Genomic DNA, 16081 nt, shown 5'->3' with positions numbered 1-16081 from the left:
GGACCCCTCCGGGCGGGGGAGCCCGCGGGGCGGCCTCACTCGTGCCCAGCCGGCCAGTCTGCCTACGCTACCCCCTCCTTCGGCAGGGGGAGCGCGTCGTCCGCGGGCCGACGGTGCGGGCCCGTGCGGCCCCTAAGTTTCATGGTCATGGATCTCAAGCAAGCCAACTCCATGCCCCCGCAGCCGACTTCGGCGCCATGGCCGGCTTTCCTGCGCGAGGCGGCCCGCACCTTCCGCACCACCGGCGCCGTCGCGCCGAGCAGCAGGCGGCTCGCCGAGCGGCTGGCCGTGCCGCTCGCCGCCACAGGCGGACCGCGCAGGCCCCTCGCGGTGCTGGAGGCCGGCGCCGGGACCGGACCGGTGACGCGGGTGCTGGCCGGGGCCGTCGGCCCCGCCGACCGGCTCGACGTCGTCGAGATCAACCCCCGCTTCGTCGAGATCCTGCACGGCGCGCTGCGTACCGACCCGGCCCTGTCGGCCGCCGCCGACCGGATCCGGATCATCCCTGAGTCGATCACCGAGATGCGCGTCGACCACGGCTACGACGTCATCGTCTCCTGCCTGCCCTTCACCAACTTCGAGCCCGAGGAGGTCCGCGCGATCCTGGACCGCTACCTGACCGTCCTCGTCCCCGGCGGGCACCTGACCTTCTTCGCCTACCTGGGCACCCACGCCACCCGCTCGCTGGTCGGCGGCCGCGGGGAGGCCGCCCGGCACCGCGAGGTGACGGACCTGCTGGAGGACTTCACCCGCCGCCACGCCGGGCGCGCCAGCGTCGTGTGGCGCAACCTGCCGCCCGCCCGGGTCTGGCACCTGCGCGTCCCCCGGCACGCCGCCCGGGCGGCGGACGCCGCCTGACGCCCGGCCCGGTCGCGGATCGGCGGATCAGCGGATCGGCGGATTGGCGGATTCGCGGAAAAGAGTGAGATCGAGACGGTCGGCGGGTGCCTCGATCAGGTGGCCGTCCGAGTCCGGCCGCTCGCGGCCCGGCCGCCCGCCGTGAGGGAGAACCCACGACCCCGCCCCGGCGGCGGATGCGAAACTAGGGGCGACGGGTCATCGCTGAACAGGGTGCGGAGGAACGAAACCATGCGGGTCGGAGTCGCCCTGTGAGGCTGCTGCACACCTCGGACTGGCACCTGGGGCGGTCCTTCCACCGAGTGAGCCTCCTGCGGGCCCAGCGCGACTTCCTCGACCACCTCGTGCGGACCGTGCGCGAGCACGCCGTCGACGCCGTGCTCGTCGCCGGGGACGTCTACGACCGCGCCGTGCCGCCGCTCGCCGCCGTCGAGCTCTTCGACCAGGCGCTGCACCGCCTCGCGGAGCTCGGCGTGCCCACCGTCATGATCTCCGGCAACCACGACTCGGCCCGCCGCCTCGGCGTCGGCGCCGGGCTCATCGAGCGGGCCGGCATCCACCTGCGCACCGACCCGGCCGCCTGCGGCACCCCCGTGATCCTCGCCGACGACCACGGCGACGTCGCCCTCTACGGCCTGCCCTACCTGGAACCCGCCCTGGTCCGCGACGAGCTCGCGGCCGAGCGGGCCGGCCACACCGCCGTCCTGGAGGCCGCCATGGAGCGGGTACGGGCCGACCTCGCCGCCCGGCCCGCCGGGACGCGGTCCGTCGTCCTCGCCCACGCCTTCGTCGCCGGCGGCGCCGCCAGCGACAGCGAGCGCGACATCACCGTCGGCGGCGTCGCCGCCGTCCCCGCCGACGTCTTCCGAGGGGTGGACTACACAGCCCTCGGCCACCTCCACGGCAGCCAGACCATCACCGACCGGATCCGCTACTCCGGCTCCCCCCTCGCGTACTCCTTCTCCGAGGCCGACCACCGCAAGACCATGTGGCTCGTCGACCTCGGCGGCGACGGCACGGTGAGCGCCGAGCGGATCGACTGCCCCGTCCCGCGCCCCCTCGCCCGTATCCGCGGCCGCCTCGACGACCTGCTCTCCGACCCCGGCCTCGAGCGCCACGAGGACGCCTGGGTGGAGGCCACCCTCACCGACGCCGTGCGCCCCGACGAGCCGATGGCCCGCCTCGCCCGCCGCTTCCCGCACACCCTCAGCCTCGTCCTCGAACCCGACCGCGCCCCCGAGGACCCCCTCGCCTCCTACGCCCAGCGGCTCAGCGGCCGCACCGACCGGCAGATCGCCGAGGACTTCGTGGCCCACGTCCGCGGCGGCCTGGGCCCCGACGAGGGCGAGCGCACCGTGCTGACCGCCGCGCTGGACTCCGTACGCCTGGCCGACGTCACCGGCGAGGTGGCCCGGTGAGGCTCCACCGGCTCGAGATCACCGCCTTCGGCCCCTTCGGCGGCACCCAGCGCATCGACTTCGACGACCTGTCCGCCGCCGGGCTCTTCCTGCTGCACGGCCCCACCGGCGCCGGCAAGACCTCCGTCCTCGACGCGGTCTGCTACGCCCTCTACGGCGGGGTCCCCGGCTCCCGCCAGGGCGCCGGCCTGACCCTGCGCAGCGACCACGCCGACGCCGGCACGCCCACCGAGGTCGTCCTGGAACTCACCGTCGGCGGCCGCCGCCTGGAGATCACCCGGCGGCCCGAGCAGCTGCGCCCCAAGAAGCGCGGCACCGGCACCACCCGCGAGAAGGCCTACGGCGCCCTGCGCGAGCGGGCCGCCGGCGAGGAGTGGAAGGCCCTCAGCCGCTCGCTCCAGGAGATCGGCGAGGAGATCACCCAGCTGCTCGGCATGAGCCGCGAGCAGTTCTGCCAGGTCGTCCTGCTGCCCCAGGGCGAGTTCGCCCGATTCCTGCGCGCCGAGGACGCCGCCCGCGCGGGGCTGCTGGGCCGCCTCTTCGACACCGGCCGCTTCGCCGCCGTAGAGGACCGCCTCGCCGAGCTGCGCCGCGCGGCCGAGGCACGGGTCCGCGCGGGCGACGAGCGCCTGCTGGCCCTCGGCCACCGGATGCGGCAGGCCGCGGGCGACGCCTCCCTGCCCGAGATGGGCACCCCCGCCCCCGCCACCGCGTCGGCCGGCACCGGCCGCGCCACGACCCCGGCGCCGCGCGGGACCGGACGGACGCGCCGGTCCTCCGTGCCCGCCCCCCGCGCCGGCGAGCCGCCGCTCGCGCCCGGCGACCCGGGGCTGGCCGAGGCCGTGCTGGAGTGGGCGGCCCTGGCCCGGACGAACGCCCGCGAGCGGCGGGACGTCGCCGGGGTCGCCCTGCGCGCCGCCGAGCGCGAACACCGCGCCGCACAGGCACGGGCCGACGAGGCCCGGGAGCTGGACCGGCTGCAGCGGCGGCACGCCGAGGCCCTGCGGCGTGCCGAGGCGCTCGAGGAACGGCGTGCCGAACGCGACGCCCTGCGCGAGCGGCTGGAGCGGGCCCACGCCGCCGAGGACGTCGCGCCCGCGCTCGCGCTGCGCGCCCGGGCCGAGGAGGAGCACGCGGCCGCCGCCGCGGCCGAACGGCAGGCCCGCGCCCTGCTGCCCGCCGGCCACCACGAAGCCGGCGCCGAACAGCTCGCCGCCCTCGAGCGCGCGCTGCGCGAGGAGCTCGGCTCGCTGGCCGCCGCCCGGCGTGCCGAGGAGCGGGCCGAGGAGATCGTCGCCGAGACCGCGCGCCTGGAGCGGGCGGCCGCCGCCGACGAGGACGTCCTGGCCGACGCCGCCGAATGGCTCGCGTCCTGGGAGACCGCCCGCCGCGCCCACCAGCGGCGCGTCGACGAGGCGCAGGAGGCCCTCGGCCGGGCCGAGCAGCTCGGCGGACGGCTCGAGACCGAGCGCAGGCGGCTCGACGCCGCCCGCCGCCGCGACCGCCTCGTCCACGAGGCCGACGCCGCCGAGGCCCGGCTGCGCGACGCCCGCGACGAGGCCGCCGCCGCCCGTGAACACTGGCTGGACCTCAAGGACCGCAGGCTGCGCGGCATCGCCGCCGAACTGGCCGCCGGCCTCGCCGCCGGCGCCCCGTGCGCCGTGTGCGGCGCCACCGAGCACCCCGCCCCGGCCCGCGCGGGTGCCGGCCAGGTGGACCGCGGGGCCGAGGAGACCGCCCTGGCGGCGAGCCGGCGTGCCGAGGAGGCGCGCGAGGAGGCCGCCGGTGTGCTGCGGCCGCTGGGCGAGGCCCTCGCCGTGGCCACCGCCGACGCCGGCGAGGCCACCGCCGCCGAACTCGCCGCCCTCGTCGAGGACCTGGAGCGCGCCCACGCCGAGGCCCGCCGTGCCGGCGCGGCCCTGCACGCCGCCCGCCAGGCGCTCCACAGCGCCGAGGGGGAGTACGAGCGCCGGCGCTCCGGGCAGGAGGAGGCCCGGCTGCGCATCGCCGCCCACGCGACCCGCAGGGAGGGGCTCGAGCGGGAGCTTGCCGCCCTGGAACGGGAGGTGACGCAGGCGCGCGGCGGTTCGGAGTCCGTCGCCCGGCGCGCCGCTCTGCTGCAGGAGCGGCTCGGCCGTCTCGCCGCCGCCGCGGCCGCCGCGCGGGAGGCCGACCGTACGGCCGACCGCCGCAAGGAGGCCGACGCCCATCTCGCCGACGCCGCCTACCGCGCCGGCTTCGACACCCCGCGCCTGGCCGCGGAGGCCTTGCTGAACGCCGCCGCGCGGCACGAGCTGCGGCAGCGGCTCGAGCGGTGGGAGCGCGAGGAACTGGCCGTCGCGGCGGAGCTGGCCGACGAGAGCGCGCTGGTGGCCGCCGGGCGCCCGCCGGCCGACCCGGACGGTGCGCTCGCGGACGTCTCCGAGGCGACGCGGGCGCTGCGGCAGGCGTCCGCCGAGGACGCCGCCGCCCGTACCCGCTGCGACGAGCTGGACCGGCTCTCCGCCGAGGCCGTCTCCGACGCCCGCGCGCTCGCCCCGCTGCGCGCGGAACACCACCGGGTGGCCGAGCTGGCCGCGCTCGCCGCGGGCACCTCCGCGCGCAACGAACGCAAGATGCGCCTGGAGTCCTACGTCCTGGCCGCCCGGCTCGAGCAGGTGGCGGCGGCCGCGACCGCGCGCCTGCGGCGGATGTCCTCCGGGCGCTACACCCTCGTCCACTCCGACGCCAGGGCCGGCGGCCGCGGCCGCTCCGGCCTGGGGCTGCACGTCGTCGACGCCTGGACGGGCAGCGAACGCGACACCGCGACGCTTTCCGGCGGCGAGACGTTCTTCGCGTCGCTGGCGCTCGCGCTCGGCCTCGCCGACGTGGTCACCGAGGAGGCGGGAGGCGTCCGGCTGGACACGCTCTTCATCGACGAGGGCTTCGGCAGCCTCGACGAGCAGACTCTGGACGAGGTGCTGGACGTGCTGGACTCGCTGCGCGAGCGCGACCGCACGGTCGGCATCGTCAGCCACGTCGCCGATCTCCGGCAGCGCGTCCCGGCTCAGCTGCAGGTGGTCAAGGAGCGGTCGGGTTCGGCCGTGCGGCATCGGACGGCGGCCGGGAGCTGAGCGCACGGCGGGGGAGCGGCGAGGAGTAGACGACGCTCGTGGTCACCGAGCCCAGCCCGCCGATGCGCCCCGCCACCTCCTCGAGATGGCGCATCGACCGGGCCGCGACCTTGATCACGAAGCAGTCGTCGCCGGTGACGTGGTGCGCCTCGAGGATCTCGGGCGTGGTGTCCAGGAGATCGTGGAAGGGCTTGTAGTTTCCGTTCGGGTAGCGCAGACGGACGAACGCGAGCACCGGCATGCCGAGCCGGTCGGCGTCCACCACGGCGGTGTACCCGCTGATGACGCCGGCCTCCTCCAGGCGCCGGACGCGCTCGGTGACGGCGCTGGAGGACATGTTCACGGTGCGCGCCAACTCGGCGTAGCCCGCGCGGCCGTTGCTCTGGAGGGCGTCGAGGATGCGCCAGTCGGTGGCGTCGGGGGAATAGCCGGTCATGTGCGATGTCTAGCAGTGGAATCCCCGGATCATCAAGAGTTTTGCCGGGGATTGACCGTTCCGTTGGATGATCATGCACCGTAGTTTTTCCGCCATGACATCGCGCACGGCCCCCCACGCCGCCCCCAGCCCCGTCCTCGCCGTCCCGCCCGCCGCCCCCGCGGACGCCGCGTCCTACTTCGCCGCCCGCCTCGCCTTCCACACCGACGTCGCCGACGTCCACGCCGCGCTGACCGCGGGCGCCGCGGACTTCGCGGTCGTCGACTCGCGCTCCACACAGGCCTGGGACCAGGGCCACGTCCCCGGCGCCGTCCACCTCCCGACCGCGCAGATCCCGCGGCTGGCCGCCGAGGTCCTCGACCCGGCGGTCCCGGTCGTCGTGTACTGCTGGGGCCCCGGCTGCGACGGTGCCACCCGCGCCGCCCTCGCCCTGGCCCGGCTCGGCTACCGCGTCAAGGAGATGCTCGGCGGCATCGAGTACTGGATCCGCGAGGGGTACGAGGTCGAGACCTGGGAGGGCAGCCGCCGGCTCGCACCGGACCCCTTGACGGCGCCGGTCGACGGCGGCGACTGCGGCTGCTGACTAGGGCGTGTCCGATGGGTGGGTGCGGGTCCTGCGGTGTCTGGTGCGGTGGATCGCAAGGCGGAGCGTCGCCCTCGGACTGGGCGTCCTTGGGTGATGCGACAACGCGGCGAGGTGCCGTGCCAGGCGCCGCAGGGCCCGTGCCGACCCATCGGACACGCCCTAGGGCCGCCACCGGCCGGCCTCCCCTACCGGACCCCGGCCAGGGCGGACAGCAGCGGCTCCGGACCGGTCCCGCGCGGCAGGTCGCTGACCTGGCCGTCCCCCACCTCCACCACCCGCCACACCCCGTCCTCGCGCGGGGCGAGATCGGTGGTGACGAAGCGGCAGCCCAGGGCCGCGACGAGGGGCGCCACGGCGTCGAGCACGGGCTCGGGCCGCAGGCCGGGACGGTCCGGGTGGGCCGTGGTGAGGACGGGGCGCCCGTCCACCCACCACACGCGGGCCTCGCCCGCCTCCGTGAAGCGCTCGAAGGCCCGCACCACGACACCGCCCGCGAGGAAGGTGTCCTGCAGTGCGACGAACCGGGCCACCACCGAGGCCAGCCGGTCCGTGTCGGCGAGGTCCGGGACGTAACACGCCTCGTGCCACTCGTGCTTGCGGGACTTCACGAAGTCCTTCACGATCGCGGGGCCGCCCCCGAGCGGGGCCGTGAGGGCCGCGAGCTCCCGGGGGCCCGGGGCCTCGCCCGGCGCGGCCGGAAGCCAGACGCTCGCCGGAGTGACGGGGGTGAACGTGGCGTACCAGCCGGGCAGTTCGTGCGCGCGGCGGTAGTCGTCCGGCGAGGTCAGCAGGGTGACCCCGCGGGCGGCGAGCGCGCCGGCCAGCTCGGCGTACCGTCCGGAGGGCACCATCCAGCCCCGGTACCACGCGGTGCCCGCCTCGCGCGGCACACCGGCGACGGCGGCGGTCGCGTCGCCGGCGAGCAGCGCGTCGTGGTCGATCAGCGCGGTGCGCAGCCCCTGCGCGCGGGCGGCGAGCACCTCGTCGGCGACGTGCGGATCCGCCCGCCGGGGCCGGAGCGGATCGGCGCAGAAGATGATCACTGGTGCCATGCCCGGCACCCTAACCGGCTCCCTCACCGTCGCCCTTACAGGGCCGACAACTCGATGACCAGGTCGTCCAGGCCCAAAGAGCCCTGGGAGAGGGCCGCCATGTGCCAGGCCTTGGCGTCGAAGGCGTCGCCGTGGGCCGCGCGGGCCGCCTCGCGGCCGGTCAGCCAGGCGCGTTCGCCGAGCTTGTAGCCGATGGCCTGGGCCGGCATGCCGAGGTAGCGGACCAGCTCGCTGTCGACGAAGTCCGCCGGACGGCCGCTGTGCATCCCGAAGAACTCCCGCGCCAGCTCCGGCGTCCAGCGCTCGCCCGGGTGGAAGGGGGAGTGGCCGGGGATCTCCAGCTCCAGGTGCATGCCGAGGTCGACGATCACGCGCGTCGCGCGCATGATCTGGGCGTCGAGGTAGCCCAGGCGCCGCTCGGGGTCGGTGAGGAAGCCCAGTTCGTCCATGAGGCGCTCCGCGTACAGCGCCCACCCCTCGCAGTTGGCAGCGACCATGCCGAGCGTGGCCTGGTAGCGGGAGAGGCGGTCGGCGACGTGCGTCCACTGGGCGAGCTGGAGGTGATGTCCGGGCACGCCCTCGTGGTACCAGGTGGACACCAGGTCGTACACGGGGAAGCGGGTCCGGCCCATCGTGGGCAGCCAGGTGCGGCCCGGGCGGGAGAAGTCCTCCGAGGGCTGGCTGTAGTAGGGGGCCGCGGCGCCTCCGGGAGGGGCGATGCGGGACTCGACGCGGCGGACCCGCTCGGCGAGTTCGAAGTGGGTGCCGTCCAGGGCCTCGATCGCCTCGTCCATCAGCTCCTGCAGCCAGACGCGAACCTCCTCGACGCCCTCGACGTGGGTGCCGTGCACATCGAGATGGGCCAGCGCCTCCCACGGCGTCCGGGCGCCCGGCAGGATCCTCTCCGCCTCCACCCGCATCTCGCCCAGGATCCGGTGGAACTCCGACCAGCCGTAGGCGTAGGCCTCGTCGAGGTCGAGGTCGGTGCCGTTCCAGTAGCGCGACCAGCGGGCGTAGCGCTCGCGGCCCACCACGTCGGGCGCGCCCTCGACGGCGGGCGCGTAGACGGCGCGCAGCCAGTCGCGCAGCGCGGCCAGGCCGCCTGTGGCGACGCCGGCCGCCTTGTCCAGCTCCGTGCGCAGCTCCTCGGGCCCGGGGGCGGTGAAGTCGCCGAACCAGCCGGTGCCGGTGCCGATCCACTCGTTCAGCTGCCCGAGGACCGTGGTGACCTGGAGCGGACCGCCCTTCAGGCCGCGGGAGAGCCCCTCGGCGAGCGCGGCGCGGTAGCTCTCGAGCGCGGCCGGCACCGCGTGCAGTCGTTCGGCGATCGCCGACCAGTCCTCGGCGGTGTCCGCGGGCATGAGCGTGAAGACCTCGCGCACCGCGTGCAGCGGCGAGTGGAGGTTGCTGACCGTGCGCAGGTGCTCGCCCGCCTCGTGCACGGCGAGTTGGGCCGTCAGCCGCTCGCGCAGCAGGCGGGCGCAGCGGCGCTCGGCGTCCGTGTCGGCGCCCGGCCGGCCCTCGGCCTCGGTGAGCCGCCGCAGCGTCGTGCGGGCCAGTTCGGCGACGGCGTCCATGCCGGCCGGCGAGAAGTCCGGCAGGCGGCGCGCGGACTCCGGCACCCCCAGGTAGGTGCCGGTGATCGGGTCGAGTTCGGTGTACGCGCTCACATGGGCGTCGGCGACCTGGCGGGGCAGAGGGGCGCTCGTGGTGTCGGGCATGCGCACATCCTCGTACGGACGAGCGGCGGCGTCATCACCTTTGCCGCGTCCCCGCGCTGGGCCGGTCGGCCGCCGGGCGCACCGGGGCGAGCCGGGCGGTGATGACGAGGGTTCCCTCCTCGATCTGGTAGTCCAGCGGCAGGCCGAGGGCGCGCATGGCCGCGACCATGGGGGTGTTGGAGGCGGTGGTGACGGCGTAGACGCTCTCGCAGCCCGCCTCGCGGGCCATGGCCACCAGGCGGCCGAGCAGTTCCCGGCCGACGCCCCGCCGCTGCCAGTCGTCCTCGACGAGCAGCGCGACCTCGGTCTCGTCGCCGTCCCACAGCAGATGGCCCAGCGCCACCAGCCGGCCGGAGGCGGTGTGGGCGGTGAGCGTACGGCCGAAGCGCGGGCTCAGCAGGTGGCGCAGATAGCGGTCGGCGTCGGCGACGGGGCCGTGGTAGCGGCGCGAGAGGGTGGCCGGGGAGCAGCGTTCGTGCATCGCGATCGCGGCGCCGAGGTCGGCGGCGTCGGCGCGGCGGACGGTGATCTCGTTGCCCTCCGGAAGCGTCAGGACGTCGCTGCGCGGCGGTACGCGCGGACCGAGGCGGGCGTCGAGCTCGACCAGGGCGCGGGCGCGCGCGAACTCGGTGGGGGTGAACGGCAGATACGGGCGCTCGATGGTGACCGTCCCGCCCGAGGGGTCGCGTAGCCGCATCACCGTCCCCTCCCACGCGCCGTCCTCGGGTACGGGCTCGGCGCCCGGGCCGCCGCCCCGCACCGGCCGCTTCGGTATCGAGCGGATCGTGCAGCGGCCGAGCAACTGGCGCAGGGCGAGGGGGAGTTCGGCGGCATCCAGCGCGGTGCGGGTGGCCAGGCCCAGCACCCGGGTCGGGGCGTCGACGAGGTCGTGGGCGTCGGCGCGCTCCAGCCAGGTCTCGCGGCCGCCCCCGCCGGCGGCTGCCCCGGCCAGGTCGGTCGCGGCCAGTGCCGCCGGGGCGCGCAGCAGGAGCTCGTCGACGGTGCCGTCGGCCAGCGGGTGGGTCTGCAGGGACAGTATGTCGACGCGCAGGCCGGCCAGCGCCAGGCACAGGGCGGCCAGGCTGCCCGGCTCGTCGCGGACGGTCGTGCGCATCCGCCACAGCGCCGTGCCGCCCTCCCCGGGCCCCGGGGAGCCGGCCGGCGGCGCCGTGGCGCCCGTATCGGACGGCGCCCCGGGCGCGCCGGCGGGCGGTGGCGCGTGGCCCCGGCGCCGCGACCACCAGACGTGGAAGCCGGCCGCGGCCAACAGCGCGGCCGCCGAGGCGACCAGCAGGAAGGGGCCGTGGGGACCGTGCACGACCGTGCCGGCCACCGAGTGCGCGGCCGCGACCGCCGTGAACACAGCGGCCAGTTCCGCCAGGTCCCGGCGCCAGTGGTGGCGGTTCCGGGGGGAGCTCTTCGCGAGGGTCTCGTCGGTCATGACACCACCCTGGCCGAGCGGTGTTGCGTGATCACGAACTCCCTGTGTCCCGCAAGTAAAGGACCATTGCGCCCGGTGCCGGATGATTCAGGACAACCCGATCGGCTCAGTCGCGGCGCAGATCGCGTAGCGCTTCCTCCACGCCCCGGTGGAACGTCGGGTAGGCGTAGATCATGTGCCGCAGTTCCTCGACGGGCACCCGCGCCTGGATCGCGACCGCCAGCCCGTACATCACCTCGCCGCCCGTCGGGCCGGCCGTGGTGGCGCCGACGAGCACGCCCTGGTCGGCGTCCTCGACCAGCTTGACCAGGCCCTCGTTGCCGGCCTTGTGGATCCAGCCGCGCGTCGAGGACGGCACGGGGGACAGGCCCGTGCGCACCGTGAGGCCCTTCTCGCGGGCCTGTTTCTCGGTCAGGCCCACCGCGCCGACCTCCGGGTCGGTGAAGGTCACGCGCGGCAGGGCGCGGTAGTCGGCGTCCGGGCCCCCCTCGCCGAGGATTGCCCGGATGGCGATGTCCGCCTCGTACATCGCCACGTGCGTGAAGGCGCCGTGCCCGGTCACATCGCCCACGCCCCACAGCCCGGGCGCCGCCAGCAGCTGCCCGTCGGTCCTCAGCCAGCGTGCCGTGGGGTCCAGGCCGACCGTGTCTAGGCCCAGCGTGGACAGGTCGGCCCGGCGGCCCGTGGCGACGAGCAGCCGGTCGCCGGTCAGCTCCTCGCCGTCCTCGAGCACCAGCGTGAACGCGTCGCCGCCGTGCCGCACCCGGGAGGCCCGCGCGCCCGTGCGCAGCGTCAGCCCCTCGGCGCGCAGAACCTCGGCCACCAGCGCGCCCGCCTCGGGCTCCTCCGCCGGGATCAGGCCGTCCATCGCCTCCACCACGGTCACCCGGGTGCCGAAGCGGGCGTAGACCTGAGCCAGTTCCAGGCCGATCGAGCCCCCGCCGAGCACCAGCAGCGAGCGCGGATTCTCCTTCGCGGCGATCGCGTCCCGGTTGGTCCAGTACGGCACCTCGTCCAGCCCCGGCACCGGAGGGATCTGCGGCCGGGTGCCGGTGGCGATCACGATCCCGCGCCGGGCCGCGAAGACCCGGCCGTCCACCTCGACCCGGCCCGGGCCGGCCAGCCGGCCGCGCCCGCGCACCAGCCGGCCGCCCTTGCCGGTGAAGCGGTCGGCGGCGACGCGGTCGTCCCAGTCGTCGGTGGCCTCGTCGCGGACGCGGGCGGCCACCGGCGTCCAGTCGGGGGAGACGCTCGCGGAGCCCGCCATGCCGGGCACGCGCCGGGCCTCGGCCAGCAGGTTCCCGGCGCGGATCATCATCTTGCTCGGCACGCAGCCCCAGTACGGGCACTCGCCGCCGACCAGTTCGGCCTCCACGCCCACCACGTCCAGGCCGGTGCCGGCCAGCTCGCCGGCCACGTGCTCGCCGCCCGGACCCATTCCGATGACGACGACGTCCACCTGCTCGGTCACGGCACGCACCCTCTCCCGCGTCGGCTCCGGGTGCCCACCATCCCACCGCGCCGGGGGAGCGTCACCGTCCGACGCGCCCCGCCGTCCCGGCTTCAGCCGCTCGGCGTGAGGCGCCGGGGCGCGAGGTGTCGAGGATGACGCGGGCGACCAGCGCCGGGTCGTCGTTCATGGGCACGTGCCCGCAGCCGGGCAGCCGCACCAGCCGGGCGCCGGGAATGACGCGCTTGGCCCGGACGCCCTGGCGGTGCAGGAGGATCCGGTCCTTGGTGCCCCAGGCGACGGTGACCGGCAGGTCCGGCAGGTCGTGGGTGAACAGGCCGGCGGTTCTTCCGGCGGCAAGGGTGGCCTCGAAGCCGGTGGCCTCGCGCAGCGCCCGGGTCTCGGCGACGACGGCGTCGGGGGAACGGCGGCCGGGGCGGGCGTAGATGGCGCCGGTCAGCGCCGCCCGGCCGGCGGCCGAGCGGGCCAGACGGGTCACGGCCCCGTCCGGCAGGCGCAGCGCACCATGCCGCATGCCCAGCAGCATGCCGATGGCGTAGCGGCGTTCGGCCTCGGTCCAGAATCCGGCGGGGGCGAGCGCGGTGACGGACCGTACGAGCTTCTCGTGCCCCAGCTGCAGTGCGATCAGCCCGCCCAGGGAGTTGCCGGCGACGTGCGGCCGCTCCAGGCCCAGGGTCTCGAAGAGGGCACGCAGGACCGGGACCACGCCGGCCAGGTCGTAGGTGACGCCGGCGGGCAGCCCGGGGGAGCGGCCGAAGCCGGGCAGGTCGACGGCGATCACGTCACGCTCGGCGGCGAGGATGCCCACCACCGGATCCCAGGCCTGGAGGTGGTGGCCGATGCCGTGCAGCAGCACCAGCGGCTCACCGCCGCCGACGCGTTCGTAGACCACCTCGGCCGTGTGCTGCCCGGCGGGGTCGATGGGAAAGGAGAGCGTCTCGGCCATGGGAGCTCCTCGTCATCCGTGGGGGCGACGTACCGAGACAGGATGTCAGCAACGGTTACCGCTGGGTAGACCTCGCGCGGCGCGGGCGGCCCCGTGGTGCCGCGACCGCCCCCGCGGCGCCGGCCGTCACAGGCCTCCGGCCACCCGCAGCACGGCACCGGTGGTGTACGACGCCTCCGGCGACAGCAGCCACGCCACCGCCCCGGCGACCTCCTCGGGCTCGCCCGGGCGGCCCATCGGCACCCGCTCGGCATTGCGCCACGGCCGCTGGGCGTCGCCCATCGCGGCGTGGATATCGGTCACGATCATCCCAGGCTGTACCGAATTGACCCGGACGCCCTCCAGGGCGAGCTCCTTGGACAGCCCCATGGTCATCGCGTCCACGGCGGCCTTGCTCGCCGCGTAGTGCACGTACTCGCCGGGGCTGCCCAGCGTCGCGGCGCCGGACGAGATGTTCACGATGGCGCCGCCGCGTCCGCCGTGCCGCGTGGACATCTCCAGGGCCGCGCGCCGGGCGCAGATCAGCGCGCCCGTCACATTGACGTCGACGACGCGGCGCATCCGCTCCACCGGGGTCTCGGTGAACCGGCCCAACAGCCCGGTGATCCCGGCGTTGTTGACCAGCCCGGTCACCGGCCCCAGCCGCTCCTTGACGGTGTCGAAGAAGGCGTCGACCAGGCTCTCGTCGCTGGTGTCCACCTGGGCCACCACGCACGCCACACCCTCCGCCCGCACCGCGGCCGCCGTCTTCTCGGCGGCCTCGCGGGCGTGTTCGTAGCCGATGCCCACGCTGTGCCCGTCGCGGGCCAGCCGCAGCGCGACCGCCGCACCGATGCCCCTGCCGCCCCCGGTGACCACCGTGACCGGGCCCTCCGTACGCTCCACCGCCGCGCTCCCCACCGCTCTCGACCGTTCTCACCGGTGATCCGCCGATGATCCGTCACCGTACCCGAGGTCACAGGAGGTGGCGGCGGCGGAGGCCATTGGTCTTGACCAAGTCGGCAGGCCGTCCTATGGTCGCAGGCATACTGCAACAACCTTTAATAAAGAAGCGCGCGAAAAGCTTTGCGGAGGATCAGGGTGGGGACCACGCGGCTGGAATCGGTACCGGAACCGAAGTACTGGCACCTGAAGACCGTCCTGAGCGATGCGCTCGACTCCGAGTTCTCCGTGGGCGAGATCCTGCCCAACGAACGTGAGCTCGCCGCCCGTTTCGGCGTCGCCCGGGCCACGCTCCGCCAGGCCCTCGAACAGCTGGAGCTCGAGGGGCGCCTGCAGCGCCGCCGGGGCGTGGGCACCACCGTCGCCCCGCCGCGCATGGGGGTGGCCGTCGCCGACGCCGGGCACGCCTGGCCCGGCACCGCCGCCGACGCCTGGCAGTCCCTCGACAGCACCGAGGAGGCCCCGCCCGCGGCGGTCGCCCACCTGCTGGAGACCGCCCCCGACGAGCCGGTGCACACCGTGCGACGGCACCGCAGGACCCACGGCCAGCCCGTCGCCGCCGAGTCGCTGTACGTACCCGCTGGGAGCGTCCCGGGCCTCGCCGCCATCGACGCCCCCGCCGGCCCGGCCCGCGCCCGCGCCGTGCTGCGCGAGCTGCAGCGCCTGCGCCTGGAGGGCCAGGACCGGTCCGTGGAGCTCGGCTCGGCCCGCGCCGACGACGCCAAGCAGCTCGACCGGCTGCCCGGCGCCCCCGTGCTCGTCGTGACCACCCGCTACGTCGCCGACGGCCGTACCGCCGCCGTCGCCGTGGCCACCTACCGGGCCGACACCTGTCGGCTCACCTTCGCCGACCCGGCCGGGGCGGACGTCGAGCTCCTCGCCGTCTGACCGGCCGTCACACCCCCGACCGGCGCCGGGCCGTCACCGTGCCCTCGACCGCGAAGAGCCGCTCCTCCACGTGGTCGAGGGCCAGCCGCAGCGCGCCCGTCGCCACCGCCGCCTCGCCCAGCAGGGACTGCTCCACCCGCGGCGGCCGCAGGCAGTAGCGGGCCAGCTCCCGGCGCAGCGGCTCCAGCACGCCGGCCGGACCGGCCGCCCAGCCGCCGACCACGACCAGCTCCGGGTCGAGCGCCAGCACCAGCGCCGCCACGTCGTGCACCAGTCGGCGCAGATACCGCTCCACGGCCGCCCTGGCCCCCGCGTCCCCCTGCCCCGCGAGCGTGAACACCCGCGCCACCTGCGCCTCGTCCAGCGGGTGCAGCGGCTCCCCGGTGGTCGACAGCACCTCCTCCGGCGTGGCCTCCCGCCCCAGCAGGTGCAGCGCGCCGATCTCCCCGGCCGCGCCCCCGAACCCGCGGTGCAGCCGCCCGCCGATCAGCGAGCCGGCCCCCGGGCTCAGCCCCGCCAGCACGAAGACCACGTCGTCCGAGCCGACGGCCGCGCCCTTCCAGTGCTCCGCCACCGCCGCGGCGTTCGCGTCGTTCTCCACCAGCACCGGGCACCGGAAGGAGCGGCGCAGCCGCTCGCCGAGCGGCAGCCCCGTCCACTGCGGCAGCGCCGTGCCCAGCCGGATGGTCCCGTCCGCCTCCACGATGCCGGGGCTGGCCACCCCCACCGCGCGCAGCGAGGCGCGCGCCACCCCCGACCGCTTGAGCAGGTCGGCGACGGCGACCCGCACGTGGTCCAGCCGTTCGTCGGCGGACGCGGTCTCGGAGACCTCCACGTGCGCGGAGCCCCGCACCCGCCCGCCCAGGTCCGCCAGCAGCGCGGCGATGCGGTGCGGGCCGATCTCGATGCCCAGCAGATGCCCGGCCTCCACCCGGAACCGGAACCGCCGGGCCGGCCGTCCCTGACGGCGGGCGGCGTTCTCGTCGACCGCCGCCTCCACCACGAGACCCGTGTCCATCAGGCCCTCGACCACGCCCTCGACGGTCGGCCGGGACAGCCCCGTCACATTGACCAGGTCGGTGAGCGTGGGCGCCTCGGCGGCACGCAACGCGTGCAGTACCACGGCCGAATTGATCCGCCGCAGCAGAGACGGATCCCCGCCGGTGAGCCGCCCCAACGTGCCGCCTCCTCGCTTTGCGTGCCCTTTGC

Annotated in this window: 13 protein-coding genes; 5 read left to right on the top strand and 8 right to left on the bottom strand. The window is 75.9% G+C overall.

Annotated elements, in window-relative coordinates:
- Positions 1-147: 147 nt before the first annotated feature.
- From AB4K12_RS29335 to AB4K12_RS29325, 3 genes are all read left to right on the top strand, one after another.
- Positions 148-858 (top strand): class I SAM-dependent methyltransferase, encoded by a 711-nt coding sequence (locus AB4K12_RS29335; RefSeq protein ID WP_368437643.1) that lies wholly within the window; start codon positions 148-150, stop codon positions 856-858.
- 251 nt (positions 859-1109) lie between these two features.
- The gene (locus tag AB4K12_RS29330; protein ID WP_368437642.1) at positions 1110-2276 is read left to right on the top strand and encodes an exonuclease SbcCD subunit D; all 1167 of its coding nucleotides are present in this window, start codon (positions 1110-1112) and stop codon (positions 2274-2276) included.
- Positions 2273-5389, top strand: coding sequence for an AAA family ATPase (locus tag AB4K12_RS29325; protein WP_368437641.1), 3117 nt, complete (start codon positions 2273-2275; stop codon positions 5387-5389). The genes AB4K12_RS29330 and AB4K12_RS29325 overlap by 4 nt, the downstream gene beginning before the upstream one ends.
- On the opposite strand, the gene AB4K12_RS29320 is transcribed toward AB4K12_RS29325, so the two are convergent.
- Positions 5337-5825 carry an Lrp/AsnC family transcriptional regulator gene (locus AB4K12_RS29320; protein WP_207248318.1) on the bottom strand — a complete coding sequence of 163 codons (489 nt, stop codon included), beginning with the start codon at positions 5823-5825 and terminating at the stop codon, positions 5337-5339. The two genes, AB4K12_RS29325 and AB4K12_RS29320, sit on opposite strands and share 53 nt — an antisense overlap.
- A gap of 94 nt (positions 5826-5919) precedes the next feature.
- On the opposite strand from AB4K12_RS29320, the gene AB4K12_RS29315 reads away from it, so the two are divergent.
- Positions 5920-6408 (top strand): rhodanese-like domain-containing protein, encoded by a 489-nt coding sequence (locus tag AB4K12_RS29315; RefSeq protein WP_368437640.1) that lies wholly within the window; start codon positions 5920-5922, stop codon positions 6406-6408.
- 188 nt (positions 6409-6596) lie between these two features.
- On the opposite strand, the gene AB4K12_RS29310 is transcribed toward AB4K12_RS29315, so the two are convergent.
- The 6 genes from AB4K12_RS29310 to AB4K12_RS29285 all read right to left on the bottom strand — a co-directional run bounded on the left by AB4K12_RS29310 (position 6597) and on the right by AB4K12_RS29285 (position 13927).
- Positions 6597-7463, bottom strand: coding sequence for an ATP-grasp domain-containing protein (locus AB4K12_RS29310; protein WP_368437638.1), 867 nt, complete (start codon positions 7461-7463; stop codon positions 6597-6599).
- A 35-nt stretch (positions 7464-7498) separates the two neighbouring features.
- The gene (locus AB4K12_RS29305; protein WP_368437636.1) at positions 7499-9184 is read right to left on the bottom strand and encodes a DUF885 domain-containing protein; all 1686 of its coding nucleotides are present in this window, start codon (positions 9182-9184) and stop codon (positions 7499-7501) included.
- A 34-nt stretch (positions 9185-9218) separates the two neighbouring features.
- The gene (locus tag AB4K12_RS29300) at positions 9219-10625 is read right to left on the bottom strand and encodes an N-acetyltransferase family protein (RefSeq protein ID WP_368437634.1); all 1407 of its coding nucleotides are present in this window, start codon (positions 10623-10625) and stop codon (positions 9219-9221) included.
- Positions 10626-10731: 106 nt separating this feature from the next.
- Positions 10732-12096: an NAD(P)/FAD-dependent oxidoreductase gene (locus AB4K12_RS29295; RefSeq protein WP_368437632.1), complete on the bottom strand. Its 1365-nt coding sequence runs from the start codon at positions 12094-12096 to the stop codon at positions 10732-10734.
- A gap of 61 nt (positions 12097-12157) precedes the next feature.
- Positions 12158-13042 carry an alpha/beta fold hydrolase gene (locus tag AB4K12_RS29290; RefSeq protein ID WP_368437630.1) on the bottom strand — a complete coding sequence of 295 codons (885 nt, stop codon included), beginning with the start codon at positions 13040-13042 and terminating at the stop codon, positions 12158-12160.
- Between the two features lie 126 nt (positions 13043-13168).
- Positions 13169-13927: an SDR family oxidoreductase gene (locus tag AB4K12_RS29285; RefSeq protein ID WP_368437628.1), complete on the bottom strand. Its 759-nt coding sequence runs from the start codon at positions 13925-13927 to the stop codon at positions 13169-13171.
- Positions 13928-14122: 195 nt separating this feature from the next.
- On the opposite strand from AB4K12_RS29285, the gene AB4K12_RS29280 reads away from it, so the two are divergent.
- Complete coding sequence (locus tag AB4K12_RS29280; protein WP_368437626.1) at positions 14123-14872, top strand: GntR family transcriptional regulator; 750 nt, start codon at positions 14123-14125, stop codon at positions 14870-14872.
- A gap of 7 nt (positions 14873-14879) precedes the next feature.
- On the opposite strand, the gene AB4K12_RS29275 is transcribed toward AB4K12_RS29280, so the two are convergent.
- The gene (locus AB4K12_RS29275; protein WP_368437624.1) at positions 14880-16049 is read right to left on the bottom strand and encodes an ROK family protein; all 1170 of its coding nucleotides are present in this window, start codon (positions 16047-16049) and stop codon (positions 14880-14882) included.
- Positions 16050-16081: the final 32 nt, after the last annotated feature.

Origin of the sequence: Streptomyces sp. C36, from assembly GCF_040932295.1 — a bacterium.
Classification (GTDB): Bacteria; Actinomycetota; Actinomycetes; order Streptomycetales; family Streptomycetaceae; genus Streptomyces; species Streptomyces triculaminicus.
The sequence above is the reverse complement of the archived record's forward strand: the minus strand, read 5'-3'. Positions and strand labels throughout refer to the sequence as shown.

Excerpts from the sequence above, each read along its gene's own strand:
- AB4K12_RS29320 (WP_207248318.1), bottom strand. The coding sequence starts at position 5,825 with ATGACCGGCTATTCCCCCGACGCCACCGACTGGCGCATCCTCGACGCC.
- AB4K12_RS29335 (WP_368437643.1), top strand. The coding sequence starts at position 148 with ATGGATCTCAAGCAAGCCAACTCCATGCCCCCGCAGCCGACTTCGGCG.
- AB4K12_RS29290 (WP_368437630.1), bottom strand. The coding sequence starts at position 13,042 with ATGGCCGAGACGCTCTCCTTTCCCATCGACCCCGCCGGGCAGCACACG.
- AB4K12_RS29300 (WP_368437634.1), bottom strand. The coding sequence starts at position 10,625 with ATGACCGACGAGACCCTCGCGAAGAGCTCCCCCCGGAACCGCCACCAC.
- AB4K12_RS29310 (WP_368437638.1), bottom strand. The coding sequence starts at position 7,463 with ATGGCACCAGTGATCATCTTCTGCGCCGATCCGCTCCGGCCCCGGCGG.
- AB4K12_RS29305 (WP_368437636.1), bottom strand. The coding sequence starts at position 9,184 with ATGCCCGACACCACGAGCGCCCCTCTGCCCCGCCAGGTCGCCGACGCC.
- AB4K12_RS29315 (WP_368437640.1), top strand. The coding sequence starts at position 5,920 with ATGACATCGCGCACGGCCCCCCACGCCGCCCCCAGCCCCGTCCTCGCC.